Source organism: Oceanisphaera sediminis, assembly GCF_039539745.1.
GTDB lineage: Bacteria > Pseudomonadota > Gammaproteobacteria > Enterobacterales > Aeromonadaceae > Oceanimonas > Oceanimonas sediminis.
In genome coordinates, this window is the sequence record NZ_BAABDS010000031.1 from 1 (window position 1) to 14,689 (window position 14,689).

9 protein-coding genes and 3 pseudogenes are annotated in these 14,689 nt (G+C 41.8%); all 12 read right to left on the minus strand.

The genetic code is table 11. The features are described from left to right. Positions 1-558: 558 nt before the first annotated feature. Positions 559-1,785: pseudogene (gene glmM / locus ABD827_RS10240) on the minus strand (phosphoglucosamine mutase); the annotation flags it as partial. 15 nt (positions 1,786-1,800) lie between these two features. Further along, positions 1,801-2,943 (minus strand): IS4 family transposase, encoded by a 1,143-nt coding sequence (locus tag ABD827_RS10245; protein ID WP_425567986.1) that lies wholly within the window; start codon positions 2,941-2,943, stop codon positions 1,801-1,803. Between the two features lie 91 nt (positions 2,944-3,034). Further along, positions 3,035-3,148 (minus strand): annotated as a pseudogene (locus ABD827_RS10250) (hypothetical protein); the annotation flags it as partial. Positions 3,149-3,298: 150 nt separating this feature from the next. Beyond that, entirely contained in the window at positions 3,299-4,480 is a 1,182-nt protein-coding gene (locus tag ABD827_RS10255) for a hypothetical protein (protein ID WP_344964692.1), read from the minus strand. After that, positions 4,480-5,568: a DegT/DnrJ/EryC1/StrS family aminotransferase gene (locus ABD827_RS10260; protein WP_344964694.1), complete on the minus strand. Its 1,089-nt coding sequence runs from the start codon at positions 5,566-5,568 to the stop codon at positions 4,480-4,482. The genes ABD827_RS10255 and ABD827_RS10260 overlap by 1 nt, the downstream gene beginning before the upstream one ends. A 134-nt stretch (positions 5,569-5,702) precedes the next feature. After that, positions 5,703-6,278, minus strand: a complete 576-nt coding sequence (locus tag ABD827_RS10265) for an acyltransferase (RefSeq protein ID WP_344964695.1) — start codon at positions 6,276-6,278, stop codon at positions 5,703-5,705. A gap of 167 nt (positions 6,279-6,445) precedes the next feature. Continuing rightward, positions 6,446-7,393 carry a Gfo/Idh/MocA family protein gene (locus ABD827_RS10270; RefSeq protein WP_344964697.1) on the minus strand — a complete coding sequence of 316 codons (948 nt, stop codon included), beginning with the start codon at positions 7,391-7,393 and terminating at the stop codon, positions 6,446-6,448. Positions 7,394-7,408: 15 nt separating this feature from the next. Beyond that, positions 7,409-8,677, minus strand: a complete 1,269-nt coding sequence (tviB, locus tag ABD827_RS10275; protein ID WP_344964699.1) for a Vi polysaccharide biosynthesis UDP-N-acetylglucosamine C-6 dehydrogenase TviB — start codon at positions 8,675-8,677, stop codon at positions 7,409-7,411. Positions 8,678-8,702: 25 nt separating this feature from the next. After that, positions 8,703-9,788, minus strand: coding sequence for a non-hydrolyzing UDP-N-acetylglucosamine 2-epimerase (gene wecB / locus ABD827_RS10280; RefSeq protein ID WP_344964700.1), 1,086 nt, complete (start codon positions 9,786-9,788; stop codon positions 8,703-8,705). A 90-nt stretch (positions 9,789-9,878) separates the two neighbouring features. Further along, positions 9,879-10,777, minus strand: a pseudogene (locus ABD827_RS10285) (ISAs1 family transposase); the annotation flags it as partial. A 355-nt stretch (positions 10,778-11,132) separates the two neighbouring features. Next, positions 11,133-12,863 (minus strand): glycosyltransferase, encoded by a 1,731-nt coding sequence (locus ABD827_RS10290; RefSeq protein ID WP_344964701.1) that lies wholly within the window; start codon positions 12,861-12,863, stop codon positions 11,133-11,135. 10 nt (positions 12,864-12,873) lie between these two features. Further along, positions 12,874-14,577 carry a methyltransferase gene (locus ABD827_RS10295; RefSeq protein ID WP_344964702.1) on the minus strand — a complete coding sequence of 568 codons (1,704 nt, stop codon included), beginning with the start codon at positions 14,575-14,577 and terminating at the stop codon, positions 12,874-12,876. Positions 14,578-14,689 lie beyond the last annotated feature (112 nt).

Sequence of the window (14,689 nt, forward strand, 5' to 3'; positions counted from 1 at the left end):
CGTTTCACTCTCTTCAGATCCATGATGCACTTACTATCGGCAGGATTTTACAATGATTGAGAACGCCCCCTAAGGACTATGCCATTGTCATTCCGGCCCCGAGCCGGAATCTATTCAGCGGTTAATACGGTATTAACAAGTACACCACGGAACACGCACACACCACCACTTATAGCTGACAGCTTACGGCCTGTCTCTTAGTCACAAGTTTGTCTGCACGTAAACAGTGCACAGAGACAGTAGGATTGCCTCCACCAACGCGCTAAGCCGCATCCCTGCGACGCTCGGCAAATGCCGTCCCTGGCATTTGACGGTTGGCTACGACAATTCCTACTGCCTCTTCAGGTGATACGGAGCCGTCTGTTGATAGCGCTAGCTGGCAACTCCGGTGTCAACGGGAAGGCAGAGGGTGTCTGCTCAACCGACCATCCGCGCCAGGGATGGCGCGGTTTGAGCCCCCATGGATGGGTTCACGGCGTGTCGGAGGAGGAGTGCCCTCTGCCTGACAAGCCACACTAATATAAACAAATAGTTGTGACTAAGAGACAGGCTTACGGCTCATATCGCTTCGGCGATGTGCTCTGCCAGCTCATTCACCAGCGGGGCTTCCGGCCCTTCCACCATTACCCGAACAAGCGGCTCGGTGCCCGACTTGCGCAGCAGCACCCGGCCATTGCCAGCCAGTGCCACCTCGGCCCGGGCAACACGGTCTTTGACCTCCGAGTTTTCCAGTGGATTACTACCGGCTGCAAAGCGTACATTCACCAGCGCCTGCGGGAACAGGGTTAAACCGGCACGCAGTTGCTGCAGCTTAACACCCTGGCCAACCATGGCGCGCAACACCTGCAGGGCGGCAGTAATGCCATCACCGGTTGAGTTGTGATCAAGGCTGATGATGTGGCCGGAGTTTTCGCCGCCCAGCTTCCAGCCGTGCAGCAGTAGTTGCTCCATTACATAACGGTCGCCTACCTTGGCCCGCACAAAAGGAATACTCTGCTCGGCCAGGGCCAGTTCCAGCGCCATATTGGTCATCAGGGTGCCGACCACGCCGCCGCCCAGGGTGCCGCGTTGTTTGGCATCTTGCGCCAACATAAACAGAATTTCATCACCATCTACCAGACTGCCGATATGATCCACCATGGCCAGCCGGTCGCCATCGCCATCGAAGGCAATGCCCAGATCGGCCCGGTATTGTTTAACGGCGGCAATAAGCGCATCAGGCGCGGTAGAGCCGACCTTCTCGTTGATGTTCAGACCATCGGGGCTGACACCGATTTTAATGACTTCTGCACCCAGTTCTTCGAACACCGCCGGGGCAATGTGATAGGTAGCGCCATGGGCGCAGTCCAGCACTATGCGCAAGCCTTGCAGATTGAGATGAGAAGGGAAAGTGCTTTTGCAAAACTCGATATAACGGCCGGCCGCATCGGTAATGCGGCGGGCCTTGCCCAACAGGTGGGAAGACACGCAATCCATGGACTGATCCAGCATGGCCTCTATGGCCAGCTCTACCTCATCCGGTAGCTTGGTGCCGTTGTGGGAGAAAAACTTGATGCCGTTATCGTAGTAAGGATTGTGAGAGGCACTGATCACGATACCGGCCTCGGCCCTGAATGTGCAGGTGAGGTAGACAACTGCCGGCGTGGGCATGGGGCCGAGCAGGGCGGCATTGACCCCGGCGGCAGAAAGCCCGGCCTCGAGTGCCGATTCCAGCATATAACCGGAAATACGGGTGTCTTTGCCGATCAGCACAGTTTTGGTACCGGTTTGCGACCTTAGAGATCCCCTCATTTTAATTACTTAAATAATCCCGAAGATCCGCTTGTATAAACGATGTTGTGACAGGTAGTAAGAAAACTTTGCCATCAGCTTGATGGCATTATCTTCTTTCATCTTCGGTAACATTTGATAATAAATGCAGCCTTGTCGGAAGAAGGAATAGGTGCGGGTTTTACTGGTATTGGCTTTTATCGTCTTCTCCAGTCCGGCAGCGTCACCGGCCTTGCCTAATAAGGTCAACAGCACGATGGCCAAGGCACTGAATAGGAACAAACGGTCGCGACGCTTGGTTGAACTGATATGCGTGTCCGCCATGCCCATGCCGAACTTGTAGTCCTTGATGTCACGAAAACTGCTCTCGATCCCCCAACGCTTGCCATACAGCTTGAGGGCATCGGCGGCCCCCAAGTCCCGCCGATTACAGGCCAGAAACCAGGCTTCTTTCATCTCGGCTTTCTTGCAGCAGAACACCCGAGCGACGGGCTGTCGCTGTGCCGTCAGCTCGACGTCTTTCAGGGTGCGGGTACGGCCACTGGGCGTCAGCAATTGTTTGGCTTTCTTGAGGTCTCCACCGACCGGACAGAGCAGGATATTGTCTTTAAAACGAATGAGATAGTTAAACTCCTGGGCATCTTCCAGCAAGGCGAACAAGGCCGTGTCGCCGAAGCCGCGGTCGGCTACTACCGTCACTGTCACATCGTCTGGCAAGCTGGTTTTCAACTTCCATAACAGCTCGTCTTCATGGTCATTACGCTGGCCCTTCAACTGCGATTTTTGGTGGGTTTTCCACAGCAGTGGCGTGTTGCGCCCATGGCTGGTCTGCATGCTCAGGACGATGCTGCTATGGTCATCGGCATCGAACTCGGTCCAGTCCATGGAGACCACGATTTCCTTGCGTTCAGCCACCACGTAAGGCACCCAATCATCGAACAGTGACCAGACATTGAGCTTGATGTTACTCAGCAAACGATCCACTTGCTTGATGGCGTATTTTCTCTCTAGGCCATTTTCTTGGGCGAGGCCATTACCGATGGCATGAATAGCCAACGAGCTGGATTCGATAACGCCGTGAGTGGCATTGGCTAATGAAAGTACCCGCTTGGCATGCATATCTTGGCCGAAAATGTCGTGGAGGTGTTCAGATATAGTTTCGCGGGTGATCATGGGCTGCCGTGTCATCGAGTTTGGTTCAAAGGCGGGTAGTCTACCCGCCAGGCCGCGCCAGCTCTAGTTCATATGAGGGGATGGCTAAGGTTTGCGACAGTACCTTGCCAGCCGCCCAGCCCAGCTTCATTACAAATTCAGGAGTAATAGGAGACTGGCCGACTTTGCCGCGCACGCCATCGGTGCCGAAGTATTTTCTGGTCATTATTATTCACATGTTACAAAGTTAATATAGGCCCGAAGGGCAGCGGTAAGCTTTAATCGATCAGCTACGGGCAGACAAGGTACAAAGGCTAAAATCACTTTCTCCATGGAAGAATATGGAATACACGGAAAGTAATTTAATTAGGAAGGCTCATGTGTCTAAAAGTTTAATTCTATTAAATAAATCTGTAAAGTGAGATGTTTTTACATCTACAGGTATATAATTTTCTTTAGAAAAACAATAGCTATCAAGACTAGTTACATTGATAGTATGCTTCACGTCAACACCTAATGATGACGTCTCCTTGAAACTTGAAAGTATAAGTCCTAAACTATAAGACTTATTATCAAAGGTAAGTCGAGGAGCATCTTCTTCTTTAACAGGCAAGAACGCTGTTTTTTGAATAACTCTTTTTTTCATCATGTTGTCTAACGACTTGTTGGCATGAAAACCTTTCCACAAGTCAAAATCCAAATACTCTAACAAGTCGCGATGAAGCATTCGGCCGAGGCCTATAGATTCACCAATGCGCTGTGGCTGAGATTTTTTGTCACCAGTGACACCGTAGCCATACCAATAGATAAGGTTCTTTTGTTTTGTGTCGTATATATAAAGATCTTGGAAGCCAAAAAACAAGCTGTTGTTTTTAATTTTTTCAAGGTAAATATCAAAGACATCTTTACTGATAAAATCATCTGAACCCATAATAACTAAAGCATCAAAGTCATAGCTTTCTAAAGCAGATATACCCGCTTGCCACTTGGCTGTTAAGGGTTCGTTAGGGTGCTCAATGTAAATAGCATCACCTTGTTCACAAAGAGTTTTTGAAATTTCGCCTTCAGAACCGACAGCTATAATCTGAAGGTCAAGATTAGAACTTAACTGCTGTTTTAACTCTTTATAATAGTTAAAGAAAATGCGGGTTAAGTCATGACGCTGCCAGATGCAGGTCAGCATTATTATTTTGGTTTTTTTATTTGGTAAAGTGGTTTTTTTTTTCAAAAAATCAATTAGTGGCCTATGTTCCGCATGTTTATGCTCTAAGTCCATTATCTTACTATGTGCCATGCTAGCCAATGACCAAACAGTAAAATTTTCTAGCCCTTTATCTACTCGAGCTTGAATAAAATTTTCTGCTGCCTTTTTAACTGCACTAGTGATTTCAAGATCACTTGTATTTAGTCCGATTTTATTCAATGCTCGCAACATTAAAATAAAATGTACAGTACAGGAGGAGTTTTGTTGTAATCCGGACAAAGCAGCTTGCAAAGCAGATGTGAAATCCTGACATGCAAGTAGCTTCTCTATTTTTTGAATTGCCACAATATCCATTAAACGAGAGCTTTTGCTAATTCATTGCAGATTCTTTCAATTTCGCTTAACTGCAAGTAAGGGTGCATAGGCAGACTCACGACTTGCTCTGAAACAGTATCACCAATAGGTAAACTCACGCTAGAGTCTGCAACAGCAGGCTGTTTGTTCAAGGGAATAGGATAATGTACCGTTGTAGGTATCCCTGCTTTCTGTAGTTTCTGTTGAATAAGGTCACGCTTTTTCACCTGTACTGTATATTGTGCCCAAGCAGAAACGTTGTGCTCCTCAATATAGGGCGTAGTATCTACACCCACCTGGTTAAGTAAGCGGGTATAATTTTCAGCCACTTGGTTACGCAATTCGATCTCTTCAGAGAAAATTTCCAGTTTAGGGAGCAGAATTGCAGCTTGTAAAGTATCTAAACGGCTATTGACGCCGATACGGATATGGTGATAACGGCGATCTTGACCGTGCCGTGCAATTTGACGAATCACTTTGGCCAGCTCATCATCATTAGTAAAAATAGCCCCACCATCACCATAACACCCCAGAGGTTTACTAGGAAAAAAACTGGTGCAGGAAATCGTACTGAGGTTACAGGACTTCTTATCTTTGTAACTTGCCCCAAAGCTTTGAGCCGCGTCTTCAATCACAGGTATGCTATATTTTTTAGCTATGGCATTGATAGCATCAAAATCGGCACACTGACCATAGAGAGATACTGGAATTATTGCTTTAGTACGCGGCGTGATGGCGGCTTCTAATTGAATAGGGTCGAGGTTATAAGTTTTTGGGCAAACATCCACGTATACAGGCTTAGCGCCAAGGAGGGCAACGGTTTCGGCTGTAGCAATGTAGGTGAAGCCAGGTGTGATCACTTCATCACCAGGGCCAATGTTAAAAGCCATTTGGGCTATTTGCAATGCATCGGTACCGTTAGCTACGCTGATGCAATGCTTAGCACCGGTAAACGCCGCGAGCTTTGCTTCTAGCTCTGTAACCTCTGGGCCAAGAATATATTTACCATGGGTAAGTACATTTTGTATACCAACATCTATTCTTAGTTTAATACGTGCCTGCTGGGCAGCTAAGTCGATGAATTTCATGGTTTACCTTTTATGTTTATAAACATATATTAGCCACCAGATATATTAAATAGCCCGGAAGCTTAAAAATAAATTTAGAATGTAAGTCCTTACAAAAGCTGTATTCCGTCTATTTATTTCGTAGCGGAAGCATTTTAGATTTTAGTTACTGTGTTTCCACTTAAAATATAGATGACGCCTGTGTGCTCGCACTTTATTTTGGCTTCGCCTTGAAGCGGTAAATCTAGCTGCTCACCATATTCGCTCATCCAGCCGATTTGTTTAGCCGGCACTCCAACCATGAGTGCATAGGCGGGCACACATTTGTTGATCACTGCCCCTGCGCCGACAAAGGCATATTGCCCGATGGTTACGCCACAAACCACGGTGCAGTTGGCACCCAATGTAGCGCCTTTTTTTACGATGGTATCTAAATACTGATCTTTGCGCTCAAGCAGAGAGCGTGGATTATAAACATTGGTAAATACCATGCTAGGGCCACAAAACACGCCTTCTTCTAGATGAACGTTGTCGTACACAGATACGTTATTTTGGATTTTACAGTGATCGCCAATAGTGACTTTATTGCCCACGAATACGTTTTGACCAAGAGAAACGCTTTTGCCTATGTGAGCACCACCACATACGTGAACAAAATGCCAAACTCGGCTACCTTCGCCTATTTGTGCTCCCTCATCAACAATCGCCGTATCATGTACCTGATAGTTCATATTTATGTCCTGATTATTATCTAAGAGATAGGGGACTAGAGATCGCTAAATGGATTAACCCCCTCAGAACTCCAGCCTAGGGTAAAATATTAGAAAAAATCTAAAAACTAAGGGGGCAGGGCCACAGAATCAGGAAGCTTAACTACTCCTACAATATCTAATTGCTATCACTTAAGTATTTTATTTAGTAGTGGGTGTGCATTAGCAGGGGTTTCGATCAATTTAGCTTTGCGCATTACATCTACAGTTTCTATCGCAGCACGGTTATCTTCTACGCCGTAACCATTTCCTTCTAAAATACGTTGGTAGCTTTGGGTATGTAAATCAGTAAAGCCGCCAGAAAATTCTAATTCTTCACCTTCAACATCAATGCTGCGATAGGTCAGCTTCTCACCTTGCACTGCATTTTCTGGTAAGTGATTAGCATCTATCGACAAGAACCAACGGACATTTGCGCGCTCATATTGTAAAAATCCAGAGGAGGTTTTCTCATCGCGATAATGAACTTCGTTATGTATGATATTGCCGAAGATAAAGTGCAACATATCGTAGAAGTGCACGCCAATATTAGTGGCTACACCGCCTGATTTTTCGTCAAATCCTTTCCACGATTTTAAATACCATTTACCGCGTGAAGTTAAGTAGGTTAAGCTCACATCAAATACTTTATCAGCAGGCGCAGCCTTTACTTTTTCACGTAGCGCTAAAATAGATGGATGTAAACGAAGCTGTAAAATAGAGTTCACTTTAGCACCGTATTGTTCTTCGTAGCGCGTTAAAGTGTCTAAATCTTTAGTGTTAAGCACCAGCGGCTTTTCGCAGATCACATCAATACCGTTTTGTAAGGCAAACTTCATGTGTGACAAATGCAGATAATTAGGCGAGCAAATTGCAACATAATCAAGCTTTTGACCTTTTTGTTTAAGATCTTCAACAAAGCCTGAAAATTCTTCGAACTCGGTAAAAAACTCAGCATTAGGAAAGTGGCTATCCATAATGCCAACCGAATCGTTGACATCCATCGCCACGACAAGGTTGTGACCTGTTTCTTTGATCGCTTTTAAATGGCGCGGTGCAATATAACCGGCCGCGCCGATCAGGGCAAAGTTTTTCATGGGGGGTAAACGTCCTTAAAGTCGCAAGTCAGATTCGTGTTTAGTCAATACATTTTTTAAATCATAAAGCACATGCTTCTCTTTCCCAAGAGCGCGTATCTTATTGACACCCCAAGACTTAAAACCTGAGTGGTCAACAGCTATCACGATAGCATCATAAATACCTTCAAGTAGCTCAGACTCTAACTTAATATCATATTCAGCTCTTACTTCTTCAGGCTTTGCCCAAGGATCGTGAACATCAACGTTTATATTGAAGCTCTCTAGCTCTTTTACCATATCAATTATCTTGGTGTTGCGTATATCCGGGCAATCACCCTTAAAGGTAAAGCCAAGAACTAAAACTCGCGCCTCATCAATATGTATTTTTTTACGGCTTACTGCTTTTACTAATTGAGTTGCGGTGTACCGACCCATGCCATCATTAATGCGACGTCCTGACAAAATAACCTCTGGCTGATAACCAACCTCTTTGGCTTTGTGCGTTAAGTAGTAGGGGTCAACACTAATGCAGTGACCTCCCACTAGCCCTGGCTTGAAAGGCAGGAAATTCCACTTGGTAGCTGCGGCATCTAATACTTCTTGGGTATCAATATCAAGAATATTAAAAATTTTAGCAAATTCATTGACGATGGCGATATTTAGGTCACGCTGGGTGTTTTCTATGACCTTGGCAGCTTCAGCCACTTTGATAGAACCGGCTTTGTAAGTACCAGCAGTAATAATAGAGGCATACAGTTCATCTACAAATTGAGCTATTTCTGGTGTGGAGCCGGAGGTGATTTTTTTTATTTTTGTTAAGGTATTTACTTTATCACCCGGGTTGATTCGTTCTGGGCTATAACCGGCAAAGAAATCCACATTGAACTTAAGGCCAGAGCCTTTTTCAATAATAGGAATACAGACTTCTTCGGTCGCACCTGGATAAACTGTAGATTCATAAATGACCACATCACCAGCTTTTATAACCGTGGCAAGCATTGCAGATGCCTTGCGTAAGGGAGTAAGGTCTGGCGTATTACCATCATCAATCGGTGTCGGAACTGTAACAATATAGATATTGCAATCTTTTAAGTCATTAACGTTGCTTGAGTAGCTTAAATGAGTTGACTGCTTAAGCACATCATCTTCAACTTCGAGTGTAGAATCATAGCCAGAAATTAACTCATCGATCCTTTTTTGGTTAATATCAAAGCCGATCACCGAACAATATTTACCAAACTCGGCAGCAAGAGGTAGGCCAACATAACCAAGGCCAATAATTGCAATTTTATTTTTTTTCATTATATTCCTGATTTATAATAATTAATTAGCCAGCAAGTAGGGTGTTTAAAATAATATCAGAAGAATTTCCATCGCCATATATATTTGAATTTGTAATTTTGGATCTCATGTCATCAACTCTTTCGCATGAGCTTAAAATTGATTTTTTATCTGTACCTGCTAATATGTTTACTCCTTCATCAATCAGTTCAACCCACTCAGTTTCATCACGCATAGTAATACAAGGTTTATTAAAAAAGAAAGCTTCTTTTTGCAAGCCACCACTATCAGTAAGAATGAAAGAACAATTTTTAATTAACCAGATCATATTTAAATAGCCCACAGGATCTATTATGCTTACATTTTTTTCGTTGTGAAAATATGAACCAATTATTTTTTTTGTTCGAGGATGTAGTGGTAAAACAATTTGATAATCATTTGATAATTCGACAATAGACTCAATGATGTTTTTAATTCTCAATGGGTCATCTGTATTTTCTGCACGATGTATTGTACAAAGAATATAATCATTTTTTATATTAACTGAAGTAGGTTGTACTGAAAGTTCACTATAAAAAATAGCGCCATCTTTCATCACATCGCCTGAAAGAATAGATTTACAACCTGTATTCCACTTGTCAATACCTTCGTGGTTAAGGTTGTCGATAGAAGCTATAGTGGGGCAGAATAGAAGAGAGCTAACGCGATCAGTTAATATTCTATTTACCTCTTCAGGCATGAGCATATTAAACGAACGCAACCCTGCCTCTACATGAGCTATTTTTATGTTTAGCTTAGATGCAGCGATTGCGCCAGCTAATGTAGAGTTAGTATCACCATATACCATCACGTAATCTGGTAATTCTTTAAGTAATATATTTTCTATTTTTTCAATCATTTGACCTGTCATAGAACCATGCGATCTACCACCAACGCCAAGATTATAATCAGGCTTGGGTATTTTCATTTCTTCAAAAAAAATATCACTCATATTATCGTCGTAATGCTGACCTGTATGAATAATAACTTCTTCAATTATATTTCCGTTAGAGTTTTTATTGGAAATTAATCTGCTAATAGATCCTGCTTTAATAAACTGCGGTCGAGCACCAAGAATTGTAACAATTTTCATAATTAATCCTATTTAAGTAATCACACATAACTTATCTGGCAGGGCAAGATTACGACCCCCCAGGCCTGACAAGACTTTCGAAAGGTAGACGTTGTTGCGGCTCGCTTCCAACAACGCTTTGGCGTTTAACTTGGCCGAGCTGATGTAATAACGAAGGGTGATGTCGGTCGCTGGTTTATCACCTTCCTGGCGTATGCTTGCGACGATACCCATAATCTTCAGCTCTGGCCATTCAAAGGCCAGATCACCCAGTACGGAGGGGTCGTCATTGACCAGACATAATCGTGTTTCCCGTCGTCCATGCCCTTTCTCCTGCGTGCTGTAGGTGTCGCCCTCGTCGCTTTGCAGCATGTCCATCCTGAAGTAATCATCGAATGCGGCCTCCAGGCTTGGCTGGTTGCTTCTGACCGATGGCAGGTAGTCTGCGCCTTTATCTATCACCTTTTGGCAATCGCTCGCTGGCAGTCCATGGCATCGATGGTGACCAGGCAATCTCTGATGCTCAGCAGCTCTAATAACTGAGGGATGGCGGTGATTTCGTTACTCTTCTCCGCCGTTTTCACCTGTCCCAGCACCACCTGATTGGCGGCACTGAAGGCACTCACCATGTGGATGGCTCCTTGCCGGCGCCCCTTGTCATAAGTACCACGCAAGGTTTTGCCATCAATGGCCACAACCTCGCCTGCGGTCACGCCATGGCAGTCTCTCATCCAGGCGGAAAAGCTCTTTTGCAGCTGTTTACCCGAAATCATCCCCATTACACGAGCGATGGTATCGTGCACGGGAATACCATTGTCGAAGTCACCGTATTGCTGCAACCAGTCAAAATGATCAACGCCAAAATCTTGTATTTCCTCCCACCCTTCGGCGCCGCCTATGACGGCCACGATAGTCAGAAAAAGAATATCGGAGAGCTTGTGCTCGACCTTCCACTGTTGGCGTGGGTCACTGATGATGGAGAGATGATCCAAGAGGTTGAGTCCGTTCATGATGATAATCTGGCATTGAAAAGACAGTATATGTTCACAGCCAGTTCTGATCGTCAAAGCGATCCTTCAATAAGTCGGTTTTTCTTTAAAAATATGCCGCTTAAGGTACAAATTGGCTGTTATCTTCAAAATAAGACCTCGCTGGAAGCCTTGACACATAAGGGTTTTTCATGAACTTACCTTGGGGTCATGGGCAGGCTCCTCCGACATAGAGGAGCAGATTAGATCACAGGTTATACGCCTGTTCAAATTTCATTAACAAAGTATGCTCCCGCCCTGCCGGATAGTAGTCGACAAGAAAGCCATCAAGCCTATAACATTTCCATAAATCAGGATGAATATTGACTACATCATATTAAGTTTTATTAATATTTTTATCGGGCAGTTGTGTATATTTGTTAATGCTTGATGATGTGTCATGGTGTAAGAAATCATTAATGGAATAAATAACGCATCTAAAAGAGTAATCCCATGAGAATTTTTTAAATTTACTACTTCTTATATCAAAAGATGAATTGATTATCCTTTTTAGAGATGTTGTAAGTGAGTTAGCATCATCAGCTAAAAATGAAGTTCCACAATGATATTCATTTACAAAGTTATCTAACTCAGGAGTATTGCTTGTTAAAAATGGGACTCCCGCTTTGAGAGAATCAAATAACTTATTAGGAAGTGCAATATCACCATTTTCATAACGAGGAAGCATAGACAAACATGCGGTAGCACCAACCATTAACTCCCAAGCATTAGAAGAACTTACATATCGATGAAGATGAATTCTTTTTTCTACGCCTAAAGAGCGGGCTTCAATGAATATGTCATTTAACTCTTTGTTTTTTTCTGGAGTATCGTTAGTAATAATGCAGTATATTAGATCTTGTATTTCTACCATAGCAGTTAAAGGTAGACCTACACGCCTTTGCTTAGTTATTCCTCCAGAATAAATAATAAGTGGGGTTTTATTATTAAGATTTAGTTTAACTCTTATAGATTGATGCCTTAAACTCTCATCTCGCTGTATTGAGCTGTTACTGTTGTAAACTAAAATTGGTTTTAAATTATATTTATTTTCAAGAATATTTGCTAGACCAGGACTGACAGTGATCGACTGGTCTATATTTATTACACAGTTTACTTCATCATCGACAAAAAAACTTCTTCTCGTTTCATCACTGAACTCTACACCTGCTACGTACTCATGAAAATCATGAATCCAATACGAAGATAAACTCTCATTCAGAGAGTTAAATGATTTCTTTATGAAATCACCTATTGCTATTCCATGCATATCATGACTATAAAAAACATGATGGTTTTTTTTCGTATAAAAAATGAAGCCTAAAATAAAAGAAGAAAAATAGAGTTGCTGAGACCGATATTTTAAAGACCATGAATTAAAGCTTTTAAAGATATGTAAGATTTCTCTCTTGATATTTCCAGAAATAAAATAATAAATATCGTCAATTTCTTTTAAGTAACTTTCATTTTCTTCATTCTTTATATCATATCCAAAAACACAGCCTTTACTAAATTCACTGTATAAAGAGTCGGCAGCCTTCTTTACCCTTGCGTCACTATATGCCTTATTGAAAACGATACTAATTAAATCAAGGGATTTAATTAGTGTTTTCTCTTCAGTAGAGCTTAGTTTTTTTATTTGTAATGCGGATTTTATTAATCCATGGATTACAATCAGAGCTGACTTGTAAGAAGTTAATTCGTTTTTTTCGTTTTTATATGCCATTTCATAGCTTAAAAAAACCTCTTTTAAATAAGATTCTATATTAATTAGTTCTTCTTCACTAGATTTGAATAAATGGCTGGATATTTCTTTCAACCTTTTTGATTCTTTAGAAATAGATGAAAAGTTATTGATGTCTAACGTTATGTTCTCCTCAATAAACAACAAAATATTATATTTTACTGCTTCCTGGCTATCTCTGCTTCTTAAAATAACCAGTTTGGAAAGTAATTTCACATCTATATTGTTTTTTTTTGCTGAAAGTATATACTTATCTAGGTGTTCACTTGCTATATTTGAATGGTTTTCATATATGTATAGGAACTCTTTACCAGAGGGTTTCATCTTTTTTATCCTAAAAAAAGTAACTTAAATAAATTTTTGCTTTGTTTTTTATCCCAATTTCCTTTAGTTTTTTTATATTTACAGTGTCGAAAAATCTATCATAAACATCAGAAGGGCTTTTAAAAACTCTTACATGTCCAAATGAATCAAAATTAGGAACTGAAAAAATAACTTTTTTTCCTTTTGGTAGCCGCGATAGTAACTCTAAATCATTATCTATATGCTCAAGTACTTCAAGAATAACAAATGCCTCAACATTGAATTTTTCTAAAGCACCTGGCTCCATGATATCAAGAGTATAAAAATCTATACTAGGGTTTTTATTTTTGGCCTTATCAATTGCTACTTGGCTATAATCAATGCCGATATAGTTAAGGTCGGGTATTTCTCGTGATATATATTGAGCAAACTGTCCAGGTCCACATCCAATATCCAAAACACTTTTAATATTTTGTTTTTTTATGAATTCAACCACTTCTTTCCATACAGGTAAGTAAATTGAATCTTTCGGATCAACCTGATATTCTTCTGATTCGGCGTAAATACTGTCATAGAAGTGCTTGGATACTTCGATTGAATACTCGGCTGATTTTTTTTCTCGTTTTAGTTCTTCCAAGATAGCTTTTGTAGTTAAAGGGATTTCTTTTTTATCTAGCTGTGCCTTGTTGACTGCTTTTTTCAAATGAGTGTAGGCTTGTTGAACTTTTTTACGTTTGCGTAACACATCCGCGCTAAAAGTCGCAAAGCTTAATTGAGATTCTGAGTACTCGGGGTCTTCTTTTAATATTTTTAATATGTATTTTTCTGACATTTTCCAATTTTGAGTATCACGATAGGCTACAGCTAGTTGATGTATGAGGTTGGTATTGTAAAGCCCAAGGCTTATTGCCTGCTCAAGTAGCTGAGTGCCTTCTTCCAGCCGATCTTGATTTCTAAGCATCTGACTTTTAAGAATGACACTCTTGATGGCTAAAGGTTGTGCTTTTAATAACCGACTGTGCAAAGTCTCTGCTTCCGACCATCTTTGTTGCTGCATTTTAATTTTTGCTAATTCTTGCAGAGCTGCTATAGATTCAGGATTTATTAAAAGCATTTCTACCAATAGTTCTTCAGCCATATCAGGCTGTTTTTTATTTAGGTAAGCCACGGCTTTCTTTAATTTTACTTTCTCCAAAGTTGCTTTACTCATAGGTAGAAGCTGTTGCGCAGGTGGTTTTATCAACAGCTGCCAGTCTGTTGGACACTTTGAAGTAGAAAGGTCAAGTTGTCGCAGTTGCTCAACTAATCTTGCAGAAATTAAAATCTGGGTTTCTTTTTCGCTGGCTACCAGACATAAAGCTTGCTTCATCAAATTGTGTGTTTTTTCTACATTACCTGACAAAGCTGCGGCCTTGGAAAGACTGGTACTTAAGCAACTTAGTAGAAACTTTGCCAAAGTATTATTGTCAACACCCCAATGTTTAGCTGTTTCAGCACTGAGCTTAGCACTAGGTATATTACCCAGTTGTGCTTGAGCTGTGGCTAAATATAAAGCTAATTGAGTTCGCTGTGGCTGTTTTTCTATTTGAGCAAGATCCAGAGAGCTTAACCCAAACCAGTCGCCCATTAGCCACTGCGTTCTTCGTGTTGTAAAATCAAGCTTTTTTTTTGAATAGACATCATTGAGCTGGCCTTTGGATTTATTCTTGTTCAACCGATAGAAAAGTATTCCCAAAGGGTGAATCCGTTCATGATAACAAGCTGGCATTAAAAAATTTTATCTGAACACAGCAGAGCTTGTCATACCCACAAATAGACATCGGGGCTTAGACCAAGGTCATCTAGTG

Coding starts and splice junctions, on each gene's coding strand:
- ABD827_RS10245 (WP_425567986.1), bottom strand. CDS start 2,943: ATGATCACCCGCGAAACTATATCTGAACACCTCCACGACATTTTCGGC.
- ABD827_RS10260 (WP_344964694.1), bottom strand. CDS start 5,568: ATGAAATTCATCGACTTAGCTGCCCAGCAGGCACGTATTAAACTAAGA.
- ABD827_RS10265 (WP_344964695.1), bottom strand. CDS start 6,278: ATGAACTATCAGGTACATGATACGGCGATTGTTGATGAGGGAGCACAA.
- wecB (WP_344964700.1), bottom strand. CDS start 9,788: ATGAAAATTGTTACAATTCTTGGTGCTCGACCGCAGTTTATTAAAGCA.
- tviB (WP_344964699.1), bottom strand. CDS start 8,677: ATGAAAAAAAATAAAATTGCAATTATTGGCCTTGGTTATGTTGGCCTA.
- ABD827_RS10290 (WP_344964701.1), bottom strand. CDS start 12,863: ATGAAACCCTCTGGTAAAGAGTTCCTATACATATATGAAAACCATTCA.
- ABD827_RS10255 (WP_344964692.1), bottom strand. CDS start 4,480: ATGGATATTGTGGCAATTCAAAAAATAGAGAAGCTACTTGCATGTCAG.
- ABD827_RS10270 (WP_344964697.1), bottom strand. CDS start 7,393: ATGAAAAACTTTGCCCTGATCGGCGCGGCCGGTTATATTGCACCGCGC.